The 26,642-nt window shown below is 70.7% G+C and carries 21 protein-coding genes; 13 read left to right on the top strand and 8 right to left on the bottom strand.

The window, feature by feature from the left end; translation table 11 throughout:
- Window positions 1-84: 84 nt before the first annotated feature.
- Window positions 85-267: a hypothetical protein gene (locus ACFXMF_RS33920; RefSeq protein WP_379990118.1), complete on the bottom strand. Its 183-nt coding sequence runs from the start codon at window positions 265-267 to the stop codon at window positions 85-87.
- Between ACFXMF_RS33920 and ACFXMF_RS33925 the strand changes: the two genes are divergently transcribed.
- From ACFXMF_RS33925 to ACFXMF_RS33935, 3 genes are all read left to right on the top strand, one after another.
- Complete coding sequence (locus ACFXMF_RS33925; RefSeq protein ID WP_379990117.1) at window positions 268-579, top strand: hypothetical protein; 312 nt, start codon at window positions 268-270, stop codon at window positions 577-579.
- Window positions 580-805: 226 nt separating this feature from the next.
- Entirely contained in the window at window positions 806-2,161 is a 1,356-nt protein-coding gene (locus tag ACFXMF_RS33930) for a M20/M25/M40 family metallo-hydrolase (RefSeq protein ID WP_360324503.1), read from the top strand.
- Window positions 2,162-2,253: 92 nt separating this feature from the next.
- Window positions 2,254-3,792, top strand: coding sequence for a YfcC family protein (locus ACFXMF_RS33935; protein WP_360324505.1), 1,539 nt, complete (start codon window positions 2,254-2,256; stop codon window positions 3,790-3,792).
- A 779-nt stretch (window positions 3,793-4,571) separates the two neighbouring features.
- On the opposite strand, the gene ACFXMF_RS33940 is transcribed toward ACFXMF_RS33935, so the two are convergent.
- Both ACFXMF_RS33940 and ACFXMF_RS33945 read right to left on the bottom strand, forming a co-directional pair.
- Entirely contained in the window at window positions 4,572-5,018 is a 447-nt protein-coding gene (locus tag ACFXMF_RS33940; protein ID WP_360324507.1) for a hypothetical protein, read from the bottom strand.
- A gap of 372 nt (window positions 5,019-5,390) precedes the next feature.
- On the bottom strand, window positions 5,391-6,560 hold the full coding sequence (locus tag ACFXMF_RS33945; protein WP_360324509.1) for a serine hydrolase domain-containing protein: 1,170 nt from the start codon (window positions 6,558-6,560) through the stop codon (window positions 5,391-5,393).
- A 332-nt stretch (window positions 6,561-6,892) separates the two neighbouring features.
- On the opposite strand from ACFXMF_RS33945, the gene ACFXMF_RS33950 reads away from it, so the two are divergent.
- Window positions 6,893-7,726, top strand: coding sequence for a helix-turn-helix domain-containing protein (locus tag ACFXMF_RS33950; RefSeq protein ID WP_379990116.1), 834 nt, complete (start codon window positions 6,893-6,895; stop codon window positions 7,724-7,726).
- Window positions 7,727-7,840: 114 nt separating this feature from the next.
- Here the strand turns inward: ACFXMF_RS33950 and ACFXMF_RS33955 are convergent, their stop codons facing one another.
- On the bottom strand, window positions 7,841-8,704 hold the full coding sequence (locus tag ACFXMF_RS33955) for an acyl-CoA thioester hydrolase/BAAT C-terminal domain-containing protein (RefSeq protein WP_379990115.1): 864 nt from the start codon (window positions 8,702-8,704) through the stop codon (window positions 7,841-7,843).
- A gap of 508 nt (window positions 8,705-9,212) precedes the next feature.
- Here ACFXMF_RS33955 and ACFXMF_RS33960 point away from each other — a divergent pair.
- Window positions 9,213-9,806, top strand: coding sequence for a dihydrofolate reductase family protein (locus ACFXMF_RS33960; protein ID WP_360324517.1), 594 nt, complete (start codon window positions 9,213-9,215; stop codon window positions 9,804-9,806).
- A 199-nt stretch (window positions 9,807-10,005) separates the two neighbouring features.
- On the opposite strand, the gene ACFXMF_RS33965 is transcribed toward ACFXMF_RS33960, so the two are convergent.
- Entirely contained in the window at window positions 10,006-10,602 is a 597-nt protein-coding gene (locus ACFXMF_RS33965; protein ID WP_360324443.1) for a dihydrofolate reductase family protein, read from the bottom strand.
- A gap of 300 nt (window positions 10,603-10,902) precedes the next feature.
- On the opposite strand from ACFXMF_RS33965, the gene ACFXMF_RS33970 reads away from it, so the two are divergent.
- Window positions 10,903-12,858 carry a glycosyl hydrolase gene (locus ACFXMF_RS33970; RefSeq protein ID WP_379990114.1) on the top strand — a complete coding sequence of 652 codons (1,956 nt, stop codon included), beginning with the start codon at window positions 10,903-10,905 and terminating at the stop codon, window positions 12,856-12,858.
- Window positions 12,859-13,002: 144 nt separating this feature from the next.
- Here the strand turns inward: ACFXMF_RS33970 and ACFXMF_RS33975 are convergent, their stop codons facing one another.
- Window positions 13,003-15,420, bottom strand: coding sequence for a family 1 glycosylhydrolase (locus ACFXMF_RS33975; RefSeq protein WP_379990113.1), 2,418 nt, complete (start codon window positions 15,418-15,420; stop codon window positions 13,003-13,005).
- Complete coding sequence (locus tag ACFXMF_RS33980) at window positions 15,417-16,106, bottom strand: TetR/AcrR family transcriptional regulator (RefSeq protein ID WP_379990112.1); 690 nt, start codon at window positions 16,104-16,106, stop codon at window positions 15,417-15,419. The genes ACFXMF_RS33975 and ACFXMF_RS33980 overlap by 4 nt, the downstream gene beginning before the upstream one ends.
- 84 nt (window positions 16,107-16,190) lie before the next feature.
- Between ACFXMF_RS33980 and ACFXMF_RS33985 the strand changes: the two genes are divergently transcribed.
- The 5 genes from ACFXMF_RS33985 (at window position 16,191) to ACFXMF_RS34005 (ending at window position 23,244) form a co-directional block, all read left to right on the top strand.
- Window positions 16,191-17,534, top strand: a complete 1,344-nt coding sequence (locus ACFXMF_RS33985) for a DUF3089 domain-containing protein (RefSeq protein ID WP_379990111.1) — start codon at window positions 16,191-16,193, stop codon at window positions 17,532-17,534.
- A gap of 328 nt (window positions 17,535-17,862) precedes the next feature.
- The gene (locus tag ACFXMF_RS33990; protein ID WP_379992121.1) at window positions 17,863-19,389 is read left to right on the top strand and encodes an ABC transporter substrate-binding protein; all 1,527 of its coding nucleotides are present in this window, start codon (window positions 17,863-17,865) and stop codon (window positions 19,387-19,389) included.
- An 8-nt stretch (window positions 19,390-19,397) separates the two neighbouring features.
- Entirely contained in the window at window positions 19,398-20,336 is a 939-nt protein-coding gene (locus tag ACFXMF_RS33995; protein WP_360324455.1) for an ABC transporter permease, read from the top strand.
- Window positions 20,333-22,336 carry a dipeptide/oligopeptide/nickel ABC transporter permease/ATP-binding protein gene (locus ACFXMF_RS34000; RefSeq protein WP_379992122.1) on the top strand — a complete coding sequence of 668 codons (2,004 nt, stop codon included), beginning with the start codon at window positions 20,333-20,335 and terminating at the stop codon, window positions 22,334-22,336. The genes ACFXMF_RS33995 and ACFXMF_RS34000 overlap by 4 nt, the downstream gene beginning before the upstream one ends.
- Window positions 22,324-23,244 (top strand): ATP-binding cassette domain-containing protein, encoded by a 921-nt coding sequence (locus ACFXMF_RS34005; RefSeq protein WP_379992123.1) that lies wholly within the window; start codon window positions 22,324-22,326, stop codon window positions 23,242-23,244. The genes ACFXMF_RS34000 and ACFXMF_RS34005 overlap by 13 nt, the downstream gene beginning before the upstream one ends.
- 97 nt (window positions 23,245-23,341) lie before the next feature.
- Here ACFXMF_RS34005 and corA read toward each other — a convergent pair whose 3' ends face one another.
- The gene (gene corA, locus ACFXMF_RS34010) at window positions 23,342-24,418 is read right to left on the bottom strand and encodes a magnesium/cobalt transporter CorA (RefSeq protein ID WP_379992124.1); all 1,077 of its coding nucleotides are present in this window, start codon (window positions 24,416-24,418) and stop codon (window positions 23,342-23,344) included.
- A 215-nt stretch (window positions 24,419-24,633) separates the two neighbouring features.
- Between corA and ACFXMF_RS34015 the strand changes: the two genes are divergently transcribed.
- Window positions 24,634-25,104 (top strand): hypothetical protein, encoded by a 471-nt coding sequence (locus ACFXMF_RS34015; RefSeq protein ID WP_379992125.1) that lies wholly within the window; start codon window positions 24,634-24,636, stop codon window positions 25,102-25,104.
- A gap of 154 nt (window positions 25,105-25,258) precedes the next feature.
- A complete protein-coding gene (locus ACFXMF_RS34020; RefSeq protein ID WP_360324465.1) occupies window positions 25,259-26,530 on the top strand; it encodes an aminotransferase class I/II-fold pyridoxal phosphate-dependent enzyme in 1,272 nt (423 codons plus the stop codon).
- Window positions 26,531-26,642: the final 112 nt, after the last annotated feature.

Consider the following 26,642-nt stretch of genomic DNA (forward strand, 5'->3'; position numbering starts at 1 on the left):
GGGCCGGACGGTCCCTCGTCTCGCCCCCCTGTGCGAGACGGGGGACCGTCCGTCGTGTCGCGGTCGGCCGCGTACCGCCGGCGCTCAGGCCGAGGTGCAAGCGGGGACCGGCGACTCGGCGCCGTCGATCCGCCGGTAGTGACCGGCCACTTGCAGCAGCCAGGCGATCTCCTCGCGCGGGGTGCCCTCGCCACCGGTGCGGCTGAGCGGGGGCGGCATCTCCGGCACGGGGATGCCCTGGGCCCTGGCCCGGGCGACCGCGTGCATGTGACGGCCAAGTTCAAGGGCACGCCGTCGGTGGCGTACAACCCGGGAACCCATGCGTTGGAATTGTTCGCGTTGGGGACGGACAACGCGGTGTGGCACAACTACATTCAGAACGGGACGGCCTGGGAAGGCTGGTCGGTGATGGATGCGGGGTCGAAGTTCACGGCGACGCCGACGGCGGTGTACGACGCCGGCACGAGCAGCCTGGAGTTGTTCGATCTCGGGACGGACAACAGCATTTGGCACGCCACTTATCACGCCGGTTGGAGTTCGTGGAGCCAACTCGGCGCCGGACCCCACGCGATCCTCTGATCCTCGCGGCACGGATACGTTCCTCGTCGCGGCAACTCGCTTGTCTCGGATGAGGACGTTGTCGCCACCGGTTCGAACCCTCACCCGATCGGTCCCCGCCCTGCGGTGCGGCCGGTCGGGTGAAGGCGCGTGGCGTCGCGCGGCGGATCGTCGGCTATCGGCCGATTTGGGGGAGCATGGCTCGGGCGACGCGAGCGGCGCACCGTATCCGGCGTGGTGAGGGAGCATGACGATGGACGAGCTGACCACGCGGGTGGACGGCATGCTCGACGACCTCTGCGAGGACCTGCGGCGGCTGACCCGGATCCCGTCGATCGCGTTTCCCGGCTATCCGCCGGAACCGGTGCAGCAGGCCCACGACATGCTGGCCGGCCTCCTGCGCGAGGCGGGTGTGCGGGACGTCTCCGCGCTGCGGCTGCCGGACACCTCGCCGGTGATCACCGGACACATTCCGCCACCGCATCCCGACGCGCCGACCGTGCTGCTGTACGGGCACTACGACGTGCAGCCGGCCGGCGACGAGTCGTTGTGGACGACGCGGCCGTTCGAACCGACCGATGTCGACGGGGCGATCCACGGGCGTGGGGTGGCCGACGACAAGTCGAATCTGATCGTGCACCTCGGCGCGCTCCGTGCCTTCGACGGGCGGCCTCCGGTGGGGATCCGGATCGTGTTCGAGGGGCAGGAGGAGTACGGCAGCGAGTTCGACGACTACCCGCCCACGCGTCCGGACGAGTTCGCGTGTGATGCGATGGTGATCGCCGACATGGGCAACATCCGCCCGGGCACCGGCACGCTGACCGTGGCACTGCGCGGGGTGGTCGAGGTCATCGTGGAGGTGCATACCCTCGAAGAGGCCAAGCACAGCGGCAACTTCGGTGGCGCGGCACCCGATGCGCTGTTGGTGCTGCTGCACGGGTTGGCCGCGTTGCACGACGCGAACGGTGATGTCGCGGTGCCGGGCCTGCGGCGCGAACCGTGGTCGGGCGGTGGCTGGAGCGAGGAGGAGTTCCGCCGGCTGGCCGGGGTCCGCGAGGGCATGCCGCTGATCGGCACCGGGGACCTGGGCTCACGCTTGTGGTCGGGGCCGGCGATCACGGTGACCGGCGTGGACGCGCCGTCGGTCGACCGGGGCGCGTCGGCGGTGGTGCCGGCGGCTCGGGCGAAGCTGAACATGCGTTGCCATCCGGCCCAGGATCCGGCCGAGGCACAGCGGCTGTTGATCGAATTCCTGGTCGGGCTGCGGCCGTTCGGGGTGCCGATGCGGGTGACCCAGGCCGGCGCGCCGGGGTTCGGCTTCGCGGCGGCCACCGACGGGGTGGCCTATCGGGCCGCGCACGAGGCGCTGCGCGCGGCGTGGGGCGCGGAGCCCGTACACGCGGCGGCGGGTGGATCGATTCCGTTGGTCAACAGCCTGGCGGCGGCCCGACCGGGCGCGGAGATCCTGCTGTTCGGGGCGCAGGACAGCATGTGCAACCTGCACGGGCCCAACGAGCGGGTGTTGGTGAGCGAACTGCGCGACGCGGTGGTGGCGGAGGCCGCGTTCTTCAGTGCCTATGCGGAGCGCTTTCGCGGTAGGTAGCAGCCGAACGGCCCTACTCCGCAACCGAATTCATCGGCTCCATCTGGTTCGTCTGTTTCATCGGATTCATCGGCAGTCGCAAGGAGCAGCGCGTGAGCACCGACCAGGCGTCGACCCCGGCCGAGGACGAAGCGCCGCCGCCGAAGCGGGGCTTCCGCTTTCCCAACGCGCTGACGGTGCTGGCGATCGTGACGATCGCGGTGTGGGTGCTGGCGTTCGCGATTCCGGCCGGCGAGTACCAGCGCGGCGAGGACGGCAAGCCGGTCGCCGGGAGCTACCACCACGTCAAGTCGCCGGAGGACTTCGTCCAGCGGCTCAACGACCTGTTCCTGTCCCCGGTCAACGGCCTGTACGGGCTCAGGGACGTGGAGAGCGGGCAGGTCGCGCCGGACAACGCGGGTGATCTGTACGGCAGCGCGGCGGTGTTCCTGTTCGTGTTGGCCATCGGGGCGTTCATCACGGTGGTCTTCGCCACCGGTGCGCTCGATCGGGGTATCGCCCGGCTCGCGCATCGGCTGCGCACGCGTGGTGCGGTGTTGATCGTGGCGATCATGACGGTGTTCGCCATTCTGGGTTCGGTCGAGGGCTTCGCCGAGGAGACGTTGGGGTTCTACGGGCTTATCGTGCCGTTGATGTTGGCGCTGGGGTATGACCGGATGGTGGCCACCGGCACGATCATCCTGGGCGCGGGTGTGGGCGTGTTGTGTTCTACGGTCAACCCGTTCGCGACCGGGGTGGCGTCGTCGGCGGCCGGGATCTCGTTGGGCGACGGGATCGTGTTGCGGCTGCTGATGCTGGTCGTGTTGACCACGGTGACGATCCTGTACGTGGTGCGGTATGCCCGTCGGGTCAAGGCGGATCCGAGCCGTTCGATGGTGGGCTTTCTGCCGGGGGATCGCGAGCAGGCGGAGAAGGCGGCCACCGGCAGCGAACCGCCGCCGTTGACCCGTACCCATCAGATCGTGCTGGTCGCGGTGACGGTGACGTTCGTGTTCATGATCTTCTCGATCATTCCGTGGGCCCAGGTGCTCAGCGGGGATGCGGACGCGGCCCCGTACGGCTGGGAACTGGACTGGTCCTTCGCCGAGTTGGCGGCCCTGTTCATTCTGGCGGCGGTGATCGTCGGGACGTTGGCGCGGCTGGGGGAGAAGAAGCTCGCGGAGACGATCATCCAGGGCACGGCCGACTTCATCTCACCGGCGCTGATCATCATGCTGGCGCGCGGGGTTACCGTCATCATGAACAACGCGCAGGTCACCGACACGGTGCTGCACTCGATGGAGGGCGTGGTCTCGGACGCCTCCTCGGCGCTGTTCGGCATCCTGATCTTCTTGGTGAACCTGCCGTTGGCCTTCCTGATCCCCTCGACCTCGGGGCACGCGACGCTGGCCATGCCGATCCTGGCGCCGCTGGCCGACTTCGCGGACGTGCCACGGTCGTTGGTGGTGACGGCATGGCAGTCGGCGTCGGGCTGGATGAACCTGTGGGTGCCCACCACCGCCGTGATCATGGGTGGCGTGTCGTTGGCCAAGGTCGGCTACAACCAGTATCTCCGGTTCGCGGCACCGCTGTTGGGCATCCTCTTCGTGCTGATCTGCGCCTTCGTGGCATTGGGCTCCGGCCTGTCCTGAGCGGACGGCAAGGGCAATGGGCGTAGCACGGGCCGATGGTCGCGACCAGTGGCATTCGTAGCGGCGAGGGGCAACTTTGGCGCACTTACCGCTGCGCCCGGTCGTTGCGATCGTTGAGTCGTTCCTGCGCACTCTGCGTTGGACAGCCCTTCACGGGGCACTCGTTCAACCTTCGAAAAGGGGACCGACTCCCGATGAAAATCCGTCGAATAGCCACCACCGTGGCCCTTGCCGCCGCAACGGCACCCTTGTTCGTGCTGACCGCCGGAACGCCGGCGAGCGCGACCGAGCCATGGCGCGAGGCTCAGTGCACAGCGCAATGGAAGGGGATCTATTGGTCTGTCGGCGATTCTCTCGCCAGGAAGATTTGGCGGCAGTGCATGCTCTGGGACGGTCAGATGTCGACCTATCCGCCGGTTCCCGCGGTGACTCCCGAGACCATCGACCCCACGTGGGGACCTCCCGTCGTCGTCCAGCCCCGCCCGTAGACCCGCCCGCCGGCTGACCGGGTACCGACGCGTCGCCCTGCGGGTCCCGAACCCGAACACCCGCAGGGCGACAACCCATTGCGCCGTCAGGCGCGCAGCGTTGCCGTGCAGCGGCCCGGGAGACTGCGCCGAGTATGAGGTGGCCGGCGCTCGGGTCCTTGCTGTCACGGACGGGGACCATGCCGGGCGCGTGTCCGACTTCCGAACTGAAACCGCGACACGGGACCAGAGTTCCAGCCAGAGCGCTCAACCTGCCGGACCCGCCCCAGGGATTCGGCCAATGGCTTCGGGTCAGGTTCGCTTGCGGCTCGCGATCTTGTCCGAGAGCTGCTGCACGTGGGCGGGGTCCGCGTCCCGGGCGAGGGAGACGTAGTGGTCCATGACGGCCGGCCGGTAGCGCACGGGCAGCGTCTGTCCCGGGGCGAGTCGGGTGAGCTCGGTGATCGTGAGGTCTTCGTCTGCGACACCGCGGAACGAGATGCCGTCGGCGGTCTCCACGTCGAACATCAGGACCACGCGTGGATTGCTGTTGACCTCCCGCCAGTCGACGAGAACGCCGAGCGCAAGCGCCCCCGTACGCAGTTCCGCATTGCGCTTCCGTGCATCACCGCTCAGGAGCGGGTTCGGGGCGACGCCCGGGAAGTCGGGCCCGACGCCGAGCGATTCCCGACTCAGGTCGGGCCTGAGCTGCGCCATCAGATCGTTGAGCTTCGCCTTCTTCTTCTTCGAACCGAACATCCTGGCCCCTCCCTCACACCGGTGCCGGAATCTCGGCTCGGCGCTTCGCCCTCACTGCGATTGTACGTCGCGGCCATTCCCGACCTCCGTCGCATCGCCCCGTCCCGATGGGGTCGCCGTCCGCGGTCGCGGACGGGCTCGGTCGGTGCACCCGTCTGTTCACCTGACCCCTGCCCATGTGTCAGACATGCCGTAGACGTCGTGATGACGCGGGACATGGCGTCAGGCGGGGTCCTGCGATCATGCTCCGATGCGCGATCCGAAGGAGTCGGTGGATGTGGCCGGTCCGCTTCCGCGCCTGAAAACGACGAAGCCCCGCCCGGGTCGCCGTCGTACGGTGGCGACCGGGGCGGGGACGTCTACCGCGAGCCGTTACGGCTTCAGTAGCTCGCACATCGCGTTCAGGGCGCCCGCTTGCAGCGCCTGCTGGCCCGCGCTCTCGGTGAGCCCCAGGCCGTGGTTCTCGTTCGCGGCGTAGAAGATCTGCTTGCTGCCGTCCTCGGTGGCGAACCAGCGGGAGTGGTAGCCGATCTCGTCGCCGCCGTGCGACCAGAACCACTGGGTCGCGCCGTTACACGTGGCCTTTACGCGGGTCATGCCCAGGCCGTACTCGTTGTCGTAGTTCTCGATCTTGATCGAGGTCTTCATCTCGGCCAGTTGGGTCGGCGCGAGCACCTGCCCCTGAAGGAGGGCACGCTCGAAGGTGACCTGGTCCTGCAGGGTCGAGATGATCGCACCGGCCGGGCCGAACAGTTGGGTGTTGGACCGGGTCGAGTCCGCGAGCGGCGGCTGGTAGCCGCCCCACAGCGGCGGCGGCCAACGCCAGCCGCGCATGAAGTTGCCGTAGATGTCCGGGGACGTCTCCGGGTAGCTCGTGTTGGTCAGGTTCAGCGGGGTGATGATGCGGTTGGTGATCTCAACCGACGGGGTGTGGCCGGTGACCGCCGTGATGATCATCCCGGCGAGCATGTAGTTCGTGTTCGCGTACTCGAACACCCGGGGCAGCGCGGCCGGCCGCTGGGCCAAGGCCGAGTTGATGAGCTCCTGGGGCGTGTAGCTCTGATCGACGTTGAACGCCCCGTAATACGCGATGTTGTAGGGCGCCATGTAGTCCGGCAGCCCCGAACGCTGGTTGAGCAGCTCGCGGATGGTGATGGTGTTGCCGTCATACCCGTTGCTGTTGACCGCGTTCGGCAGCCAGTGCGCGACGGTGTCGTTCAGCGACAGTTTGCCCTCGGCCTCCAGCTGGAGGACCACCGCGGAGGTGAATGTCTTGGTGTTGCTCGCGATCCGGAACTTCGCGTTCGTGTCCAGCGGCGTCGCGGAACCACGGACGTTCGACCCCGCCTTGACATACGTGTTCGTGGCCCCGTCGACGATGAGGCCCATGACCCCCGGGTAGCCGGCGACTATGCCTTGATCGGCGCCGGTCCGGAACGCCTGCGCGGCGGTGACCGAGGACGCCGTCGAGGGCTGTGCGGTGGCGGCCAGGACGGCCAGGCCGACCGCGGCGCCCAGTAGGGACGTGCGGAGTCTTCGCATACGAGCTCCAGTGCTTGCTGCCCGGGCCGGGGTGGGCCGAGCAAGGGGAGATATACGTGACGGATATGCGGGACGTACCCGAGTAGGCACGCCGAGGCGTGACGCTATGCGTCCCTGGCCACCCCTGGCTTGGACGAAATTGACCTGGTCGCCGGGGGCCGGGGCAAGGCCGGGTGATCGATTCGTGTCCGCCTGGGCGCCTGTCGCGCGGGCCGCGTCGGCCACGCCCGAAAACGCCCGCCCCCCGGGTCCTTGTGCGTTCAACCCTCGGTAACACCTGGGTAGACTCTGCCGCCGTGCCGGCTCCCCCGCGTCCAGGACCGGATTTCACGGTGACCCGCGTCGGCCCGCTGTGGCGGGTCCACCGCCAGGAACCGCTCGCCCTGGCGCCGTACGTCCACGAACGTGCCGGGTACGTCGGCGTCCCCGGCCCGCGCTACGAGGCGCGCCTGGTGCCGAACAACTGCGTCATGGTCGTGGTGAACCTCGGGGCCCCGTTCACCCGCATGGGCCGGCTCGACGGCCCGCCCCCGACCGTGAGCACGCTCCGCACGCCGGTGGGCGGCCTGGAGGACGGCCCCGGCGTCGTCGAACACCCCGGCGGCCAAGAGGCGTTACGTATACAGGTCACCCCTTTGGGCGCGTACCGCCTGTTCGCGATGCCGTTGTCGGAGCTGTCGAACACGGTGGTCGGGCTCGACGACGTCCTCGGCCCGGCCGCCGACGAACTCATCGAACGCCTCGCCGCCACCACGGACTGGGCAAGACGATTCGCCCTCCTGGACAACACCCTGCTGCACCGGATCGACCAAGGACCGGCCGTCGACCCCCACGTCGCCCACGCCTGGCACCTGCTCACCGCAGGCCCCCGCGCCATCCCGATCGCCCGGATCGCCAAGGAGATCGGCTGGAGCCACAAACACCTGCTCCGCCGCTTCACCCACCAGATCGGCCTGACCCCGAAGTCCGTGGCCCGCATCGTCCGCTTCCAACACGCCGTCGCCCTGCTCTCCAGTCCCGGCGCCAAGTTGGCCGAGGTCTCCGCCACCTGCAAGTTCTACGACCAGGCCCACATGAACCGCGACTTCCGCGAACTGGCCGGCGTATCTCCGAAACTGTGCGCCTCCTCCCCGTGGGCCGCCGCCCGCGCCGTCGAACTCGACTGAGTCCACGGACTCCTCGGCTACCTCGAAGCCACCGGCGGCATCACGATGCACGGGTGGCCGACGTCGCCGAGCTGATCACGCCGGCGCTCGCCGCGTCGAGGCCCCGCGCAGTGCTCAGCGACCGAGGACGGCCGTCAGTATGTGGGGCCAGGCGGCCGTGCCGAGTGTCGCGTCGGCTTCGGGGGTGCCGCCGTGGTCGAAGCGGGGGGAGGGGGGTGGGGCCGACTCGCCCGGGAAGACGGTGCGATGGCCCGCGTCGGGCCGGGTGATCAGGGTCGTCTTGCGGCCCGCCGTCGTGCGCCGGTCGGCGAGTTCGTGGGCGAAGCGCAGGGATGGCCACATCCGGTCCGCGCCACCCGCGACCAGGACCAGGTCGGCGTCCGTCTGCTCGACCGGGATGGCCGCGGCGGGAAGGCGGTCCGCGTATGCCGCGAGGCTGCTTTCGTACCAGCCGAGCACCGCGACCGGGGCGCCCTCCGGCTGCGTCGGCGCCCACGAGCGGTCGTAGGGTACGAAGGGCAGCGGCTGCCCCTGCCAGGTCCAACACGAACGGTACGGATGTTCCCGACCGTCGCGCCCGGGGCCGACGTTGGCCCAGACGACCGAGGTCGGGGCGAGGGCGATCACGACGTCGGTGCAATCCGCGAGACAGGACACCGACAGCGCGGCCTCGGCGCCCTTGGAGACACCCAGAATGCCCACACGCTCGGCACCGCGCTCACGCAGCAGCCCGGTCGCGGCGACGAAGGTCTCCAGTGGGACCTCGCAGATACCCGGCGGTTGCCCAGGCCCACCGAACCACCGCACGGACATCGCGCTCACCCCGGCCCGGGCAAAGAGCCGACACCGTTCCCGCTCGACCCGGCCGCTCGATCCGGACAACACGAGCACGCCCACACCGACGTCGCCCGCAGCCGGCCGGGCAAGGAAACCCGCCCAGGGACCCGTCAGTTCACACTCGACGATCTCGGCAGCCACGGCGTCGACCCCTTCGCGTTGGACCACTCGAACCTCGACGGCACGAATCTACCCACGATCCGGCCGCCCATCGGGCAGCGCGATGTCGAGCACGGGTCGGCTCGGGTCGGATCCGGGCATCGAACGCCGGTCCGTGGAAGGCGCTTTCGCCCATCGGCAGTGGTTCCGTCGGCGGTGGAACCGCCGGGGATCCGCGACGACATCCACGAACACGAAGCCGCCGGTCGGCCTCGCCCGCTCGATCATGTGCGGGTGAGGCAGCCAGTCATGCGCTGGAGGTGGCCACAGGGTGGGACCGCCCGAGGACCGCGACCTCCGGCCCGGCCCGTGTGGGCGACCGTTCTTCGGGTGAGGTCGGCGCCGGTCCGGTTCCCGGATGGCGAACACGCCTTCGCCGACCGCCCCCGGCGGGCTCCTGGTCGCTTTGCTACCGGCGTTGACACCACTCCGTGTGCAGCATTACATTCAAACCACTTCATTCAAAGTACTGCGTATGGAGTTGTTCGAGATGCGAAAGCTCATCTACTACGTCGCCGTCACGCTCGATGGCCGCATCGCCGGGCCCGGCGGCGAGTGCGACTTCTTCCCCACCGGGGACGAACGGCAGACCGCCGCCTACTCCGCCTGGGCGAACACGCTGTATCCCGAGACCGTCCCGACCGCCTACCGGGCCGCCGCCGGCCTCGCCGACACACCCAACCGGCGCTTCGACACCGTCGTCATGGGCATGGGCACCTACCGCCCCGCCCTCGACGGCGGGATCGCCAGTCCGTACGCGCACCTGCGTCAGTACGTGGTCTCCGGCACCCTCGGGCCCGACATCGAGCCGGCCGTCACCGTCGTGTCGGGCGACCCGCTCGCCCTCGTCCGCACGCTCAAGCAGGAAGAGGGGACCGGCCTGGACGTCTGGCTCTGCGGCGGTGGCAAGCTCGCGGGCGCCCTCCTGCCCGAGATCGACGAACTGGTGGTCAAGAGCTACCCGGTGGTCATCGGCGCCGGAGTCCCGGCCTTCGACGGCGCCTTCGACCCCACCGTCTTCGACGTCGCCGAGCGCACCGCCTTCCCCAACGGCGTCACCCTCACCCACCTCACCCGCGACTAGCCGGGCCCTGAGGTTGGTTCGGGGAAAACCGAAGGCGCTTCGCGGGTGCATCGACCCGCGCTTGCGCCCGGGGTGCACCTCGATCGGAAACGTGAGCGGAGCGGGCCGCCGAGGACTGCTCGGGGACCCGCTCCCGTGGGTGGCCGGATGCTCGCGCGCCGAACGTCGTCGGGGCCGAGCCGGCGGTCCGGAGTGCGAACTACCCGGCGTCGACCGCCCGGTAGGTGCACACGTGTACGCCCGTGCTGCTGACCACGGTCGAGGCCAGCTCGAAGGTGCGCAGGCCACCGTCGTCCGGGTAGATCGTCTTTCCGCCGCCGAGCAGCACCGGCATGATCATCAGCCGCAGCTCGTCGACCAGGCCCTCGGCGAGGAGGGTCCGGGCGAGTGACAGGCTGCCCATCACCACCAGGTCCCGGCCGTCGGTGGCGCGAAGCTTCCGGATCTGCTCCAGGGCCTGGTCGCCGGGTATGAGCGTGGTGTTGTTCCAGGTCAGGTCGTCCTCGCCCAGCGTGTGGGAGACGACGTACTTGGCGACCGAGTTCATGTGGTCGGAGAAGGGGTCGCCGGCCCGGTCGGGCCACGCCGCGGCCATGACCTGCCAGGTGCTGCGCCCGAAGAGCAGGGCGTCGGTGCCTGCGGCCCATTCGGTGAGGGCGCCGCCCATCACCTCCGGGTCGAAGAACGGGTGCGTCCAGCCGCCATGGGCGAACCCGCCGTCGGTGTCCTCGTCCGGTCCCCCCGGGGCCTGCATGACGCCATCCAGGCTGACGAATTCACCAATCACAATGCGCATTCGAACGGTCTCGCTTCCTTGCTCGGTGGGTTGCCGGTCATAGAGACCGGCGGGTCGCCCAGGACTCATCGGTCTCGGATGATCTTTCTTCGGCGGACTCCACCGCAGCGCCGGCCCCTCGACGAACTCCGGGCCCACGGTGCCGCCTCCGGCTCTTAGTCAGTTGACTGACTAACTCGGCCTCAAGGTAACCGGCGCCCGGACGCGTGTCCAGCCTTTCGGTCGGACAACCAACCAGCGTGACGGGGCGTTACCCTTCGTGCCGTCGTGAAGATCACTGATCGCGGGGGTGGCGAGCGTATGGGATTGCGATGGCGGGGCTGGGTCGCCGTGTTGGTCATGGGCCTGGCAATGGGCTTCGGGGCGGGGCCCGTTGCGTGGGCTCATTCGACGGAGCCCGCCGATCCGCAGGCGAGTGTGGCGGTGCGGGAGGTGCGGGACTGGTTGACGCATCTGCCGAATCGGGCGCAGAACCGGGTGGTGTCCGGGCAGTTCGCCGGGTACAGCGGGAAGACGTTCTCCCTGGGGCAGGTGGAGGAGCTGAAGACGCAGACCGGCTCGTATCCGGGGTTGCTGGGCTGTGACTACGGGCACGACGGCGACACGATCGACCATGCCTGCAACGCGACGTTGAAGGACTGGTCGGCCGCCGGCGGCCTGGTCACCGTCAGTGCGCATCTGCCCAATCCCGATCAGCCGGACTGGGGTGGGCTGTTCACCAAGCCGGCCACCTTCGACCGGCTCACCGATCGCGGCAGCGCCACCGGCCGGCGTTGGCACGCGGAGTTGGACCGGGTCGCCGAGGGGCTGCGCGAACTCGCGGATGCCGGCGTGCCGGTGCTGTTTCGGCCGATGCACGAGATGAACGGCGACTCGTTCTGGTGGAGTGCGCAGAACCCGCAGACCTTCGCCGAGGTGTGGCGGGACATGTACAGCTACCTGACCGAGGTCAAGGGCCTGCACAACCTGCTGTGGGTGTACGCGCCGGACTGCAGCTACGGCAACCGCTCGGCCTTCTACCCCGGTGGCGGGTATGCCGATGTGGTCGGCCTCGACTGCTACGTCCGTGAGCCCGCGGCCGTCCAGGGCTACGACGAACTGGTGGCGCTGGGGAAGCCGTTCGCCTTCGCCGAGATCGGCCCGCGCAGCGGACCCGGGGGCAGCGTCGAGGTGCCGCTCGACTACGGGAAGTGGATCGACGCGATTCGCAGCCGATTCCCGGCCACCGCCTACTTCATGGCGTGGAACGACCAATGGCGACCCACCGCCAATGCCGGAGCGGGCCGGCTGATGAACGACTCCTGGACCGTCGTGCGCGGCGAAATCGCGACCTCGGCACGCACCGAGGGCGCCCCCGCGCCGGTCGGCACGCCCGTCCCGCTCGCCGACTTCGAGACCGACACCCAGGGCTGGGGCGGCTATCGGGTGCTCGACGGCCCGTGGTCGGTGAGCGAATGGTCCGCCCGGGGCGCCCGATCCCTCAAGGCGGACATCGACCTGGCCGCCCCCGAGGCATACCTCAACCGCGTCGCACCGCAGGCCCTGAGCGGATACCGGGCACTGACCGCGACCGTGCGTACCGCCGAGTGGGGCAACCACGCCGCCGGTACGACCGCCAAGCTCTACGTGCGCACCGGCGCCGGATCGGCCTGGTACGACGGCGGCGCGATCCGTATCGGCCCGAACGGCGCCGTGCTGCGCCTGGACCTGAGCAAAGTCGCCGACCTGCATGATGTGCGGGAGATCGGCGTGCTGTTCGCCTCCGCACCGGGCGCGAGTGGACGAACGGCGGTGTACGTGGACGACGTCACCGCGATCGCGCCGCCCGCCGTCGTGTCGGGTTTCGAGTCCGGAACGGACGGCTGGACCGGCTACCTGACCGCGACCGCGCCGGTGAGCAGCGCCGACTGGGCGAGCGAGGGCGCCCGTTCGCTGCGTGCCGAGGTCGACCCGGCCGCACCCGAGGCATACCTGAACCGGCGGGCGAACCTGGACCTGACGGGCCGTCGCATCCTCGGCGCGACAGTCCGGGCCACCGGCGGCAGCGGCACGGCCAAGCTCTACGTCAAGACCACGGCGTCGAACACGTGGTACGACGCGGGCGCGGTCCCGGTCGGACCGGGCGCCACGACCCTGACCCTCAACCTGGCCGGCGTCGGCTCGCCCCGGGACATCCGCGAGATCGGCGTGCAGTTCGAACGCCGGGGCGGGCCCAGCCAGGGCTCGGTGTTCGTCGACGAGGTCACGGTGCGCTGACCCGGGCGCCGAACACCGGGCGTCGAGAGGGGTACACCCGGAGCGGTGCCGGTGCGGCGGACCGCCATCCCGCAGCGCCCGCCCGAGCCCGGGACCGACGCGCCGGTGCGCCGGTCCCGGGCGGTCCGGGGGTGGGCGGTCCGCTCAGGCGGGCGTGCTCGCGCTCTCGGCCGCATCCGCCGCCGGCTTCGTCTCGGCCAACCGGTCGAGCAGAGCCGGCGGCAGCGGGCCGATCAAGGTGCCCGCGAAGGCGTGCCGCAGGGCGGCGGCGCGCATCTCGTTGATCAGCGTGTTCGTGACGGTGGCCGGGACGACCCAGCCCCCGTGCAGGTGACCGAGCACCCGCAGCCCCGCGGCGGGCACGTCGGCCGCGCGCAGTCGGGCGAGGTACTCCTCGGCCTGGTCGCGCAGCGGGTCGTATTCGGCGACCAGGATCAGCGCGGGGGCCAGCCCGGACAGGTCGGCGCCGTGCAGCGGCGAGGCGAGCGGGTCGTTGGCATTGCCGGTGTCGGCCAGGTAGTGGCGGGCGAACACGTTGAATTCGGCGGGGGACAGGCCCGGCGTGCGCGGAGCGCCGGGCACGACCGGCTCCTCCGCCATCGGGGTCAGGTCGACGGCGGCGGCGTCGAGCACCTGGAGGCTGGGCTGGGGCAGCCCACGCTCGCGCAGCGCCAGGCACATCGCCGCCGCGAGGTTGCCTCCCGCGCTGGCACCACCGATGGCGACCCGGGTCGCGTCGATACCCAACTCCTCGGCGTGTTCGAGGAGCCACGCGTAGGCGGCGAGGCAGTCCTCCAACGGGGTGGGGAACGGGTGTTCGGGAGCGAGTCGATAGTCGACGTGGACCACGGCGCACGGGACGAGCGCGGCGACCGGGCCGCACTCGGCCTCGGCGGTGTCCAGGTTGCCCAGCACCCAGCCGCCGCCGTGCAGGAAGAAGTAGGCCGGGACCGGCGTTTCGGGCTGCCTGGGCCGCAACACCCTTACGGCGATCGTGCCTTCGGTGACGGGCACCCGGTGCTCGGTGACCTCCACGTCGGGGTCGTACGGGAACTTCACCAGCGTCATGGTGGCGGCCGACTGCGCGCGTCGCACGTTCAGATCGGCGGACTCGGGTTGGGCCCCGGCCGCGACGCGCTCCAGGAGCCGGCGCACCGGCGGGTCGATCATCATGGGCTTCTCCTTCGACTTCGACTGACCGGCCGCAGGGCCGGAGTTGACGGGGACACCGCTCGCGGTGTCGGTGCGCGGGTCGGCCTCGGCGTCGCCCGCACACAGAACGTCGCTCTCGCGCCGGTCGTCGTCCTCGTGCAGCGCGTTGCTTTCGCTCCGGGCGTCGCTCTCGTGCAGCGCGTCGATCCGACCGGTCCTGATCACCCGCCGGTAGGCGCGGGCGCTGGGATGCACGATCCGCCGCAGGTCGTCGTCGCGGTCGATGCCGATCAGGCCGAACCGGGGCCGATAGCCGTGCGTCCACTCGAAGTTGTCGAACGCGGACCAGTGCAGATAGCCGCGTACGTCGACGCCGTCGGCGCGGGCCGCCCGGATCGCCCGCAGGTGGCTGTCCAGGTAGGCCACCCGTTCGGTGTCGTCCGCCGTGGCGATGCCGTTCTCGGTGACGTAGATCGGTAGTCCGGTGACCTGGCCGGCCTGGCGCAACATCTCGGTGAGACCGCCCGGGTAGACCTCCCACCCCATCTGCGTGCTGGGCGTGCCGGGCGGCGCGTTGCCGAGTTCGGTGTCGGCGGCTGCGTCCGCTCGGGCCCGGGTGTAGTACTGGACGCCGACCCAGTCGCCGGGATCGGCGGTGTAGCGCAGGTGTTCCAGGTGTCGTCGGATCAGCACGTCCCGGAACCAGTCGGCGAGTTCGGCGTCCCGGAGGCTGTCCGGGTCGGCCGGTTGGACGAACGGCAGTTGCAGACAGACGCCGGCCCGGGTGTCGGGAGCGGTCGCGCGCAGTGCGGCCACGGCGGCGTCGTGGGCGCGCATCAGCGTGTCGTTGACGGCGACGCACTCCGTGCGATCGCGGTGCCCGGGCGGGTGGTTGCCCTTGAGATAGCCGTTGAACGCGACGATCTGCGGCTCGTTGACTGTGCACGCGAACGGGATGCGATCGCCCAGGCGGCGGCCGGTCTCCGCGGCGAAGGCGCCGAATACCTCGGCGGCGTCGGCCGCGAGCCAGCCGCCGCGTGCGGCGAACCAGCGGGGCAGGGTGAAGTGGTGCAGCGTGACGAACGCGGTGAGGCCGTGCTCGCCCAGCGCGTCCAGCACCCGGGCGTAGTGGTCGAAGGCGGCGGTGTCCCAGACTCCGGGCGCGGGGGCGAGCCGGGACCACTCGATCGACAACCGGTGTGCGTTGTGCCCGAGTTCGGCCAGCAGCGCGATGTCGGTGGGCCAGCGCTCCCACTGGGCGATCCCGGGGCCGCTGACCTCGGCGGTACGCCCGGCGTTCTCCCAGTCGATCCAGTCGTTGGCACTTTGGCCCCCCTCGACCTGATGCGCGGCGGTGGAGGCGCCCCACAGGAAGTCGGTCGGGAAGTCCCGGTCGCCGGGTCTCGTCATCCCTGTATCTCCTCGGAGGTGCCGGCGGTGACCGGCTCGGGGTCGGTGGCCAGGTCCCGGATCAGCGTTCGCGAGTACTCCTCGACGCAGACGACGAGATCGACCATCTCCGGGTCGAGCAGCCACTGCGAGGCGAAGCCGTCCAGCGCCGCGAGGATCTCGATGGCCTTGAGCTCCGGATCCGCGTCCATCCGCATCTCCCCGCTGCGCTGGCCCTCGCGGATCATCCCGGCGACGACGGCGCGCATTTCGCGGTAGCGGCGGACGAAGAAGTCGTGCTCGGGGTCGCCCGGATCCAGGTTCTCCGCGAGCAGCACCGCGAACAGCTTGGCCAGGCCCGGCTGATCGCGGTTGCGGTGGGCGAACGCGGGCATCTCGCGCAGCGCCTGCAGCCCGCCGACGTCGGCGATGTCCCGAGCGAACGCCTGGCTGGCCAGGTCCCGATGCTCGACCACGGCCCGCAACAGGCCCTGCTTGCTGCCGAAGTGGTAGAGCAGGCCGGGTTCGGTGATGCCCACGCGCTGGGCCACCTCCGTCATGCCGGTGCCGCGGAAGCCGGTCCGGGCGAACAACTCCGACGCGGCGGCGACGATCTCCCGGCGCCGTTCCGCGCCCTTGGGGGTGGCCGCCTTGGCCGCCCGGGCACGGCCGACGTGGGGCTTGCGTACATCCGAATTCTCAGTCACAGCGCCACTCTAGATTATTAACTTAGTTGTTAGTAAGTTCCTGCGCGTCGAAAGTCCACGACATCCTGGATCGGAGCTCACGCCATGAGCAGATCGAGACTCGTCCTCGCGTTGGCCGCGCTGACCCTGACCCTGACCGTCGCACCGACCGCCTCCGCCGGGGGTGGACAGGCGGACGGCAAGAGCCTGACCAGCCCCCTGGCCGAGACGGTCTGGCTGTGTCGACCCGGCCTGCCCACCAACCCCTGCAACCAGGACCTCGCCGGCAATCCGCAAACCCCCGGACCCGGCGGCGCGTTCACCGCGCGCTACTTCAACGGAGCGACCACCACCCTCGACGCGACCGCCGTGCACCCCGACGGCTCGCGCACCCCCGAGCCCTTCGCGGGCCCGAACAACCCGCAGGTCGACTGCTTCTACGCGTACCCCACCATCGACCTGCTGCCCAACCCGCTGCTGCGCCTGGGCTCGCTGCCGCCGATCCCCTCGAACAGCGAACTCGCGGGCACCCTGATGCAACTCGGGCGCTTCACCGACACGTGCCGGGTGTTCGCCCCGGTGTACCGGCAGGCGTCCTTGTCCGAGTTGCTCGTGGGCGGCCTGGGCATCCCGCCGGACGCCGAGACCGGATCGAGGGACGTGCGTGACGCCTGGCGCGACTACTGGGACAACCACAACACCGACCCGGTCACCCACCAGCGGCGCGGCGTGGTGATCCTGGGCCACTCGCAGGGCACCGGCGTGCTGACCCGGATGATGCAGCAGGAGATCGACGGCAACCCGGCCGTGCAGGACCGGTTGGTGTCGGCGGTGCTGCTCGGCGGCTACATCCAGGTGCCGATCGGCGGCACCCAGGGCGGCGGCAACGATCCGGCGTCCACCTTCCAACGCATCCCGACCTGCGAGCGGGCGGGACCCCAGGCACCGATCCCGACCGGGTGCGTGGTGGCCTACAACGGCTACGCGCTGCCCGACGGCGAACAGCTGCCCGCCGGATCCGCCTTCGGCCGCACCACGGTTCCGGGCCACCGGATCGCCTGCGTGAACCCGGCCGCGTTGCTGCGCGGCGCACCCGCCGACGGTGCGGTGCCGCTGGACATGTACCTGCCGACCAGGCGGCTGGTGAACGGCAATTGGCTCAACCCACGCGGCCACCTCGGTCATCTGCTGACCGCGTACGAACTGGCCGACGACCCGTCCGGATACACCCGATACGCGGAAACCGTGAGCGCACGCTGCGCGTTCACCCAGGACGCGACCGGCACCGCGAGCTGGCTCGACGTCAAGGGCGGTGCCGGACTGTTCCCGCAGGCCGGGTTGTCCGCCGTGCTGGGCACCCACACGGTCGACTTCAACGTCGCCCAGGGCAATCTGTCCACGCTGATCAGTGCGCAGGCGAGCACGTGGCGGGCGGCGCATCCCGGCTGACGCCGGATACCGCCGCGCAGCGCCGGCCGGCCCGATGCCGGCCGGCCCGACCGATAAGCGGCCGATATGCGGCCGACCCGACCGACCGCTCCGGCTGACCCGACCGGCACCGGCCGGCCCCGGGGCCGCGCCGAGAGCACCACCGCATCAGCGCACCACCGACCGCCGTGCGAGTCCCGCCTCGGGCCGCGCGAGCGGGTGATTCGAGCATGCCGCAAAAGTCGGCCGAAAGAGCGGAGCCGCTTCGGCGACCGCCATTTCGGCCGACCTCGCGGACCGGTGAATTCGATTACCGAATTCGTCCCGCGAATTCGACTAAGGACCTGTCATGACCATCCTGGGACGCCGCCGCGTAGCGGCCCTCGCCACCGCCGGACTCGTCGTGGCCGCTGTCGCCGGTTGCGGCGGCTCGAACACCGCCGAGTCCGCCGGGGGCAAGACCCTGACCCTGGCCGCCGCGGCCGACGCGACGAGCCTGGACCCGGCCAAGGGGGCCGGCGGCAACGGACTCGCCTACCTCCAACCCCTGTACGACTCGCTCACCACGGTCAACCCCGATCAGAGCGTCGGCCCCGGCCTGGCCACCGCGTGGACCTACACCGACCCGGAGCGCCGCAACCTGCGGATGACCCTGCGCGAGGGTGTCACCTTCTCCGACGGCACCCCCTTCGACGCGACCGTGGTCAAGCAGAACCTGGAACGCACCGCCGCCGCCAACGGACCCTCCTCCTTCGCGGTCGCCGCGGTCGCGAGCATCACCGTCGCCGGCCCCACCGTCGTCGAACTCGCCCTGAAGACACCGGATCCCTCGCTGCTGTACAACTTCGGCCTCGTCGCCGGGATGATGCTCAGCCCGAAGGCGTTCGGCGACGCGAACGCCCAACCGGTGGGCACCGGCCCGTACATCCTGGACGCCGGACACACCACCCGCGGCGACCGCTACACCTACACCCGCAACCCGCGCCGCCCGGACCGCACCGCGTACCCGTTCGACAAGATCGTGATCAAGGCGATCCCGGACACCAACGCCCGTACCACCGCGCTGCTCACCGGCCAGGCCGACGCCGGACTCGGCGCCCCGGCCCGGATGGACGCGGCCAAGGGCGCCGGGCTCACCGTCACCCGCCAGCCCGGCCAGGTCACGGGGATGTGGCTGGTCGACCGCGAGGGCAAGGTCGCCCCGCAGCTCAAGGACGTCAGGGTGCGCCGGGCGATCAACCACGCGATCGACGGCCCCGGCATCCTCAAGGCGATCATGGCCGGCGTGGGCAGCCCCACCACGCAGATGTTCGCCGCCGGATCCCCGGCATACGACCCGGAGTTGGACCGCGCCTACCCGTACGACCCGGCCCGGGCCAAGCAGTTGCTCGCCGAGGCCGGTCTCGCCGACGGCTTCAAGCTCGTCCTGCCCAGCGAGAACGCGTTCGTCCCGGCGCTGTATCCGGTGCTCGCCGAACAACTGAACCAGGTCGGCATCAAGGTGGAGTACATCCCGGTCAGCACCAACCAGCTCTCCCAACAGTACTTCAGCGGCCGGTTCCCGGCATTCATGTACGTCTGGGGCACGTCGCAGAACTGGATCGACGCGAACGCGCTGCTGTCCCCGGCGATGCCCACCAACCCGTTCAAGGTGGCCGACCCGGTGATCGTCGACCTGCTCGCCCGGATCGCCAAGTCGCCCGACGAGGCACAGGGCCCGCTGTATCGACAACTCAACACGCACGTCGTCGAACAAGCCTGGTTCGCACCGCTGTTCCGCGGCGACAACGTGCTCTTCTCGGCCAAGTCGGTCAGCCTGAGCAACCGCCCCGGGCAGACCTTCATGGCCTTGACCGACTACCGGCCAGCCGGTTGAGCCGCCCCGTGATCGGCTTCATCGCCCGTCGGTCGTCCTCGGCCGTCATACTGCTCCTGGTCGTCTCCGCACTGACCTTCTTCCTGATGGACCTGCTCCCGGATCCGGGCCAGGGCATCCTCGGCGTCTCCGCGACGGACGAGCAACTCGCGGCCAAGCGAGCCGAGTTGGGCCTGGATCGCCCGGTGGTGCTGCGCTGGCTGGACTGGTTGGGCGCCGCCGTGCGCGGCGACCTGGGCACCTCGTGGACCACCGGCCTCCGGGTGAGCGACTCGATCGGCACCAAGCTCCCGGTGACGTTGTCGCTCACGCTGACCGCGACGCTGGTCTGCGCGGTGCTGGGGATCGCCCTCGGGCTGATCGCCGCCATCCGGCGCGGTGCGGTGGACCGTTCGGTGCACGTGCTGGCGGTGGCCGGCTTCGCGGTGCCCGGTCTGTGGGTGGGCATCCTGCTGGTCACCGTGTTCGCGGTCCGCTTGGAGGTGCTGCCCGCGACCGGCTATGTGCCGCTCGCCGAGTCGCCCGTCGACTGGGCCCGCTCCCTCGTGCTCCCGGTGGCCACGATCGCGGTGGCGGGGGTCGCCGCGATCGCCCAGCAGACCCGCAACGCGGTGGCCGAGGTGCTGGAGCGGGACTACATCCGCACCCTGCGCAGCCGCGGCCTGCCCGCGCGACGCGTGTTGTTCGTACACGTCCTGCGCAACGCCACCCCGCCCGCGCTGACCGTGGTCGGCCTGCAGTTCATCGGCCTGCTCGGCGGCGCCCTCGTGATCGAACAGATCTTCGCGCTGCCCGGCCTGGGCTCGTTGGCGATCGGCGCGACCTCCCAATCGGACGTGCCCACCGTGCAGGGGGTCGTCCTGGTCAGCGTCTGCGTCGTGGTCACCGTCAACCTGGCCGTCGACCTGGCGACCGGCGCGCTCGATCCGAAAGTCGGCATGCGATGAACGACAACCCGACCTGCTCGCCCGCCCCGGCCGCCGTCCTTGCGCCCGCCTCCGCCGACCCCACTCCGGGACCGGCCCGATCCGCCTCGCCCGCCCCGCCGACCGCACCGCGCCGGCGCGGCCCGCTGGCCCGCTTCCTGCGCGACCCGATCGCCCTCGCCGCCGCCGTCGTCCTGCTGCTCGTCGTGGTGACCGGTGCCTGTGCCGGCCTGATCGCCGAACACGGGCCCAACAGCGCCGCGTTGGACGCGGTGCTGGCCGACCCGTCCGGCGATCACCCGCTGGGCGGCGACGGTTCCGGCCGCGACGTGCTCAGCCGGTTGTTGTACGGCAGCCGGACCAGCCTGCTGGCCGGCTCGATCACCACGTGCGTGGCACTGCTGATCGGCGTGCCCACCGGACTCGCTGCCGGTTACGTCGGCGGCTGGTGGGACACGGTGGTCGGTTGGATCGCGGACGTGTTCCTCGCGATGCCCGGCATCGTGGTGCTGCTGGCCGTGGTCGCGGTGCACGGCCCCGGCCTCGTCGTGTCGATGGTGGTGCTCGGTGTGCTCACCGCCGCCCCGGTCTTCCGCCTGGTACGCGGCGAGGTGCGGCGGGTGCGCGGCGAACCGTACGTGGACGCCGCCAGGGTGGCCGGACTGTCGGACGTACGGATCATGCGCCGACACGTCCTGCGGGTGGTGCGGGTCCCGATCATCACCCAGGCGTCGCTGATCTTCGGCCTCGCGATGATCATCGAATCCGGCATCGCCTTCCTCGGCCTGGGCGAACCCGACCGGGCGAGCTGGGGATCGATGCTCGGCGACGCCTCCACCCACGTCTACGACGCGGCGCTGCTGTCGGTGTGGCCCGGCGCGGCGATCACCCTGACCGTGCTCGCGGTGACCCTGCTGGGCGCGGGACTTCGCGACGCCTTCGTCGGCGACACGGCCGGACCGGTACGCCGCCGACCGACGATCGGGCGACCCGCGCGCGAACCGGCGGCGGTGGGCGGGCCGAGCACCGTCGGTACCGACGTGCTGCTCGCGGTCGACGGCCTCAGGGTCGGCTACCCCACCCCCGAGGGCGAGGCCGCAGTCGTGGACGCGGTGTCGCTGCACGTGGGGCGCGGCGAGATCCTGGGCCTGGTGGGTGAGTCGGGCTGCGGCAAGACACAGACCGCGCTGGCCGTGCTGCGCCTGTTGCCCGCGGGCGGCACGATCACCGGCCGGGTCGAGTTCGACGGACAGGACCTCGCCACGCTGTCCGAGCGCGGCCTGAACGCCCTGCGCGGGCGCCGGATCGGCTACATCCCGCAGGACCCGATGTCCAACCTCGACCCGAGCTTTCGGATCGGCAGTCAACTCACCGAACCGCTGCGCACCCACCTCGGGCTCTCCCGCGACGCGGCCCGCAAACGTGCCCTGGAACTCCTGGACCGGGTGGGCATCACCGACCCGCCCCGGGTCTTCGACGCCTACCCGCACCAGATCTCCGGCGGCATGGCCCAGCGGGTGCTGATCGCGGGCGCCGTCGCCGGCGAGCCCGACCTGCTGATCGCGGACGAGCCGACCACCGCACTGGACGTCACCGTCCAGGCCGAGATCCTCGACCTGCTGCGCTCGCTCCGACGCGAGCACGACATGGGCATGGTGCTGGTGACCCACGACCTGGGTGTGGTCGCCGATCTGTGCGACCGGGTCGCGGTGATGTACGCGGGCGAGATCGTGGAAACCGCGCTCGCGGCCGACCTGTTCGCCCGACCGGCGCATCCGTACACGGCCGCACTGCTGGCCGCCATCCCGCCCGCCGAGGGCGGCGCCGGCGAGCGGGGCCCGCTGCGCACCATCCCGGACCGGGTGCCCTCGGTCCGGGAACGGCCCACCGGTTGCCGCTTCGCCCCGCGCTGCGCGTACGCCGCACCCGAATGCGCCGGACACCCGGAACCGACCGGCCACGGCGCGGGTGCGGTGCGCTGCGCCCGGGTGGGGAACGAGGTGATCGCATGGATGCGCTGAAACGGCACGCCGATCCGCAGGCGGCGAGCGGCACCGGCACCGGCACCGGCACCGAGCCCGGTCCCGAGCCCGGTCCGCTGCTCAGCGTGCGGAACCTGGTCGTCGAGTACCGCGCCCCCCGTCGGCGCAAGCCCGCGCTGCGGGTCCTGCACGGTATCGACCTCGACGTGCATCCGCACGAAACGGTGGGCCTGGTCGGCGAATCCGGCTCGGGCAAGACCACCCTGGGGCGCGCCGTGCTCGGTCTGGTCCCGATCGCGTCCGGCACGATCGGCTTCGCCGGGAACCGGATCGACGGCCTGACTCGGCGGGCGCGACGCGCGCTGAGCCGGGAGATCCAGGTGGTGTTCCAGGATCCGTACGGTTCGCTGAATCCGTCGATGACCATCGGCGACATCCTCACCGAACCGCTCACGGCCGACCGGTCGCACAACCGAGTCGCCGCCCGGGCCCGGATCGGCGAACTCCTGGACGCTGTCGGCCTGCCCGGTGACACCGCCGACCGGCCGGCCCGGGAATTGTCCGGCGGACAGCGTCAACGGGTCGCGATCGCCCGGGCGTTGGCCCCCGGGCCGCGCCTGATCATCTGCGACGAACCGGTCAGCGCGCTCGATCTGTCCACCCGGGCCCAGGTGCTCAACCTGCTGGTCGAACTCCAGCAACGGACGGGCGTGGCATACCTGTTCATCGCACACGACCTGTCGGTGGTGGGTCACGTGAGCGATCGGGTGGCGGTGATGTCACGCGGCACGATCGTCGAGTGCGACACCGCCCGCCGGATCACCACCGAGCCCACCCACCCGTACACCCGTAACCTCCTGCTCGCCGCACCGGTGCCCGACCCGGACCGCCAGGCAGCGCGGCGAGCGGCCCGGCATCGACTGGTGCAGGACGAGGCCACGCGGTGACGTCGGCGCGGCGGGGGAGCACCCGAGGCGGTCACTCGCCGCGCAGGACCGCCACACGACGCTGAACCGACCCGCCGGCACTACGGGCCCTTCGGCGTCACAGCCACTCGTTGCGTCGGAACGCCCGGAACATCAGTACACACGCGGTGACCATCACCGTCAGCACGGTCGGATACCCGTACGTCCACTTCAGTTCGGGCATGTGCTCGAAGTTCATGCCGTAGATGCCGACGATCAACGTTGGGACGGCCAGGATCGCCGCGATGGCGGCGATCTTGCGCATGTCGGTGTTCTGCCGGACGGTCACCCCGGCCAGGCTGGCGGACAGGATGCCGTCCAGCAGTTCGTCGAACGCGGCCAGCCGCTCGCGGACCAGGGCCAGGTGGTCGGCGACGTCGCGCAGGTACGCGTCGAAGCCGGTGCCGACGCCGGGCAGCGCGACGGCGGAGAGCCGCTCCAACGGCCGGGCCAGCGGCAGGACCGCCCGCTTGAACTCGATCAGCTCGCGCTTGAGCTGGTAGATGCGCTCCGCGTCGTTGCTGGGCCGAGGCGAGAACACGTCGACCTCCAGCCGCTCGAAGTCGTCCTCGACCTTGTCCGCCACCCGCAGGTAGTCGTCGACGACCCGGTCGGTGATCGCGTGCACGACCGAGGCCGGCCCGTGCGCGAGCATCGCCGGGTCGGCCTCCAGCGACTGACGCAGCTCGACCAGCGGCGGCGCACTGCCGTGCCGGACCACCACGACGAACTTCTCCCCGGCGAAGATCATGATCTCGCCGGTGTCGACCACCTCGCTGGTCGCGGTCAGCGCGTCGTGCTCCACGTAGACGATGGTCTTCAGGACCAGGAACAGGGTGTCGTCGTAGTACTCCAGTTTGGGCCGCTGATGGGCCTCGACCGCGTCCTCCACGGCCAACGGATGCAGGTCGAACGCGTCGGCGACGCCGGCCAGGTCCTCGGCGAGCGGGGCGTACAACCCGATCCACACGAAGGTGTCCTCGCCCGCCTCGGCCGCATCCAGCGCGTCACTCAGCGCCACCTCGCCGGGGCGCCGCACACCCTTGTCGTAGAGCGCGCAGTCCACCACCACGGGAGCGCGCGCAGCCCCCGACCCGGGCGTGGGTGTCGCGCCGGAGCCGTGCCGGAACCGCCTGGGCGTGCGCCACGAACTCATCGTCCTACTCCCGAATCGAGGGTGTCCTCGCCGATGGTAGGCGGCCAGGGCGGCTGCGGTGCGGGCGCCGGCGAATCCGGCCTCGCTTCGGCGCCGGGCCGCATCCGTCGGTGCCGCGCCCAGGCCGACCGGGCCCGTCGTCGGTGGTGTCGCCTACCCTCGGTGCCTTCCGTACGTCGGGTCCCCGAACCCGACGTCGAGCGAGGAGGCAACCGGTGCGTACCCCAGGCGAGTTCCCCGAATTCGCAGCGGAGGGCCGGCAGCCTGCGCCGTCCGCGACCGCCGGACCGCACCCGCGCTTCGACGGGCTGTACGTGGCCGTCGAGCCGGACGATGTCGCCGGGAAGGAGCGCAGGGCCAGGAAGGAACCGGGCTTTTGTGCGTACATCCGGTTCACCGCCCCCGACCTGGTCTCCACCGTCACCTCGCTCGTCGGTGCCGTCGAGCAGATCGCCCGCTGGTTCGGCCCCGAACACACCGGATGCAGCCAGGGCACCTACGAGCTGGACGGGACGTCGATCTCGTTCGCCGCGACCAGCCGGTCCGGCACCGTGCTGTACTCGGGCACGCTGAGTCCGGACGCGTCGACGCTCCTCCTGGACACGCACAGTCTGATCAACGGCCGTCGGGCACACGTCGAGCTGCGCTTCACGCCGGCGTCGTTTCCCGACCGGCTGAAAGCCTGATTTGCTCGTCGGCCGCCCGGGCGGGTTCGCCCACCCGTGTCCGGACGGGCCGGTGGGCCCCGAGGATCGGCCGTCGGCGCCGATCCACCCCGGGCGTGTTGCTAGATTGGCCCTGCCGCAAGTGTCTGCGGCCTCCGCCTATTTTGGGGATTCCGTGCCGCTCAGCACCACCGTGCCCATTCCGGAAATCGACCTCGTGGCCGTTCGGGAGGAATACGCCGCCCTGGCGGCGGAGGGTCTCCGTCTCGACCTCACCCGAGGCAAGCCCTCGCCACAGCAGCTCGACCTGGCCAACGGCCTGCTCACGTTGCCCGGCGAAGCGGACTTCAAGGCCGCCGACGGCACCGACTGCCGCAACTACGGCGGACTGAACGGCCTGCCCGAGCTGCGCGCGATCTTCGCCGAGCTGCTCCAGGTGCCCGCCGCGCAGCTCCTGGCCCTGGGCAACGCGAGCCTCACGCTGATGCACGACGTGATCGCCAACGCGTTGTTGTCCAAGGTGCCCGGTGCCGAGCGGCGCTGGGTGGACGAGCCCGAGGTGCTGTTCCTGTGCCCGGTGCCCGGCTACGACCGGCACTTCGGCGTGCTGGAGCGGTTCGGCATCGGCATGATCCCGGTCCCGCTCACCGGTGCGGGCCCGGATCTGGAGCAGGTGGAGGCGCTGGTCGCCGCCGACCCGAGGATCAAGGGCATGTGGTGCGTGCCCAAGTACAGCAACCCCACCGGCGAGAGCTACAGCGACGAGACGGTGCGCCGGCTGGCCGCGATGCCGACGGCAGCGCCGGACTTCCGGCTGTTCTGGGACAACGCCTACGCCGTGCACCACCTGACCGACACCCCGGTCGAGCTGCTGTCCGTGCTGGACGCGTGCGCCGAGGCGGGCAACCCGGACCGGGCGTTCGTCTTCGGCTCGACCTCGAAGATCAGCCACGCCGGCGCCGGCGTCGCCTTCTTCGGTGCGTCCCCGGCCAACGTGGCCTGGCTGACCGGCCTGCTGGCCAAGCAGACGATCGGCCCGGACAAGATCAACCAGCTCCGGCACGTGCGTTTCTTCGGCGACACCGCAGGCGTGGTGGCGCACATGGAGCTGCACCGAGAGCTGCTCGCGCCGCGCTTCGAGGCGGTGTACGAGGCGCTGGAGCGTGAGCTGGGCCCGCTCGGGATCGCCTCCTGGACCCGGCCCGAGGGCGGCTACTTCGTCAGCCTGCTGGTTCCGGACGGTTGTGCCGCCGAGGTGGTACGGCTGGCCAAGGAGGTCGGCGTCGCGCTGACTCCGGCGGGCGCCGCCTTCCCGGGCGGGAACGACCCGCGCGACCACCAGATCCGGCTCGCGCCCAGCTACCCCACGGTCGACGAGGTCCGCCGGGCGATGCGGGCCGTGGCCGTGTGCGTGAAGCTGGCCGCCGCCGAGGCCGCTGCGGCCTGAGCAAGGCCGACGACCCCGTCGTGGGGGGCCCCGCGCGGGGGGGGCGGGGGGGGGGGGACAGGGTGCCGGGGTGATGGTGATGGTGTAGCGGCCGCTGCCGGTTGTGGTGATT

The sequence above is a fragment of the Embleya sp. NPDC059213 genome, from assembly GCF_042754445.1.
GTDB lineage: Bacteria > Actinomycetota > Actinomycetes > Streptomycetales > Streptomycetaceae > Embleya.

Coding starts and splice junctions, on each gene's coding strand:
- ACFXMF_RS33960 (WP_360324517.1), top strand. CDS start 9,213: ATGCGAAAGCTCATCTACTACGTCGCCGTCACGCTCGATGGCCGCATC.
- ACFXMF_RS33930 (WP_360324503.1), top strand. CDS start 806: ATGACGATGGACGAGCTGACCACGCGGGTGGACGGCATGCTCGACGAC.
- ACFXMF_RS34005 (WP_379992123.1), top strand. CDS start 22,324: ATGGATGCGCTGAAACGGCACGCCGATCCGCAGGCGGCGAGCGGCACC.
- ACFXMF_RS33965 (WP_360324443.1), bottom strand. CDS start 10,602: ATGCGCATTGTGATTGGTGAATTCGTCAGCCTGGATGGCGTCATGCAG.
- corA (WP_379992124.1), bottom strand. CDS start 24,418: ATGAGTTCGTGGCGCACGCCCAGGCGGTTCCGGCACGGCTCCGGCGCG.
- ACFXMF_RS33975 (WP_379990113.1), bottom strand. CDS start 15,420: ATGACGAGACCCGGCGACCGGGACTTCCCGACCGACTTCCTGTGGGGC.
- ACFXMF_RS33920 (WP_379990118.1), bottom strand. CDS start 267: ATGCACGCGGTCGCCCGGGCCAGGGCCCAGGGCATCCCCGTGCCGGAG.
- ACFXMF_RS33945 (WP_360324509.1), bottom strand. CDS start 6,560: ATGCGAAGACTCCGCACGTCCCTACTGGGCGCCGCGGTCGGCCTGGCC.
- ACFXMF_RS33970 (WP_379990114.1), top strand. CDS start 10,903: ATGGGATTGCGATGGCGGGGCTGGGTCGCCGTGTTGGTCATGGGCCTG.
- ACFXMF_RS33985 (WP_379990111.1), top strand. CDS start 16,191: ATGAGCAGATCGAGACTCGTCCTCGCGTTGGCCGCGCTGACCCTGACC.
- ACFXMF_RS33940 (WP_360324507.1), bottom strand. CDS start 5,018: ATGTTCGGTTCGAAGAAGAAGAAGGCGAAGCTCAACGATCTGATGGCG.
- ACFXMF_RS34000 (WP_379992122.1), top strand. CDS start 20,333: ATGAACGACAACCCGACCTGCTCGCCCGCCCCGGCCGCCGTCCTTGCG.
- ACFXMF_RS33990 (WP_379992121.1), top strand. CDS start 17,863: ATGACCATCCTGGGACGCCGCCGCGTAGCGGCCCTCGCCACCGCCGGA.